Raw genomic sequence first — 252 nt, 5'->3', positions numbered from 1 at the left:
CACCTGTCGCTTCGGCTTCGTCGGGCCCGGCTATGCAGCCTGCCCCGGCTGCCTCCAAGCTGCTTGCTGAAAATAACCTCTCCGCCGATCAGGTGGACGGTTCCGGCAAGCGCGGTCAGGTGCTGAAGGGCGACGTGCTCGACGCTATCGCCAAGGGTGTTTCCGCTGCTCCGGCTCCGGCCGCACCGGCCGCTGCCCGTCCGGCATCGTCGGCTGGCGACGTATCGCGCGAAGAACGCGTGAAGATGACCC

1 protein-coding gene is annotated in these 252 nt (G+C 67.5%); it reads left to right on the top strand.

Features of this window, described 5'->3' with window-relative positions; translation table 11 throughout:
* Nucleotides 1–32: 32 nt before the first annotated feature.
* Nucleotides 33–252 (top strand): E3 binding domain-containing protein (locus SB822_RS59185; protein ID WP_410859387.1); only part of this gene is annotated, 220 nt, incomplete at its 3' end.

This window comes from Paraburkholderia sp. SIMBA_054 (assembly GCF_046534875.1).
Classification (GTDB): domain Bacteria; phylum Pseudomonadota; class Gammaproteobacteria; order Burkholderiales; family Burkholderiaceae; genus Paraburkholderia; species Paraburkholderia hospita.
This window is presented reverse-complemented; position numbering and strand designations above follow the sequence as displayed.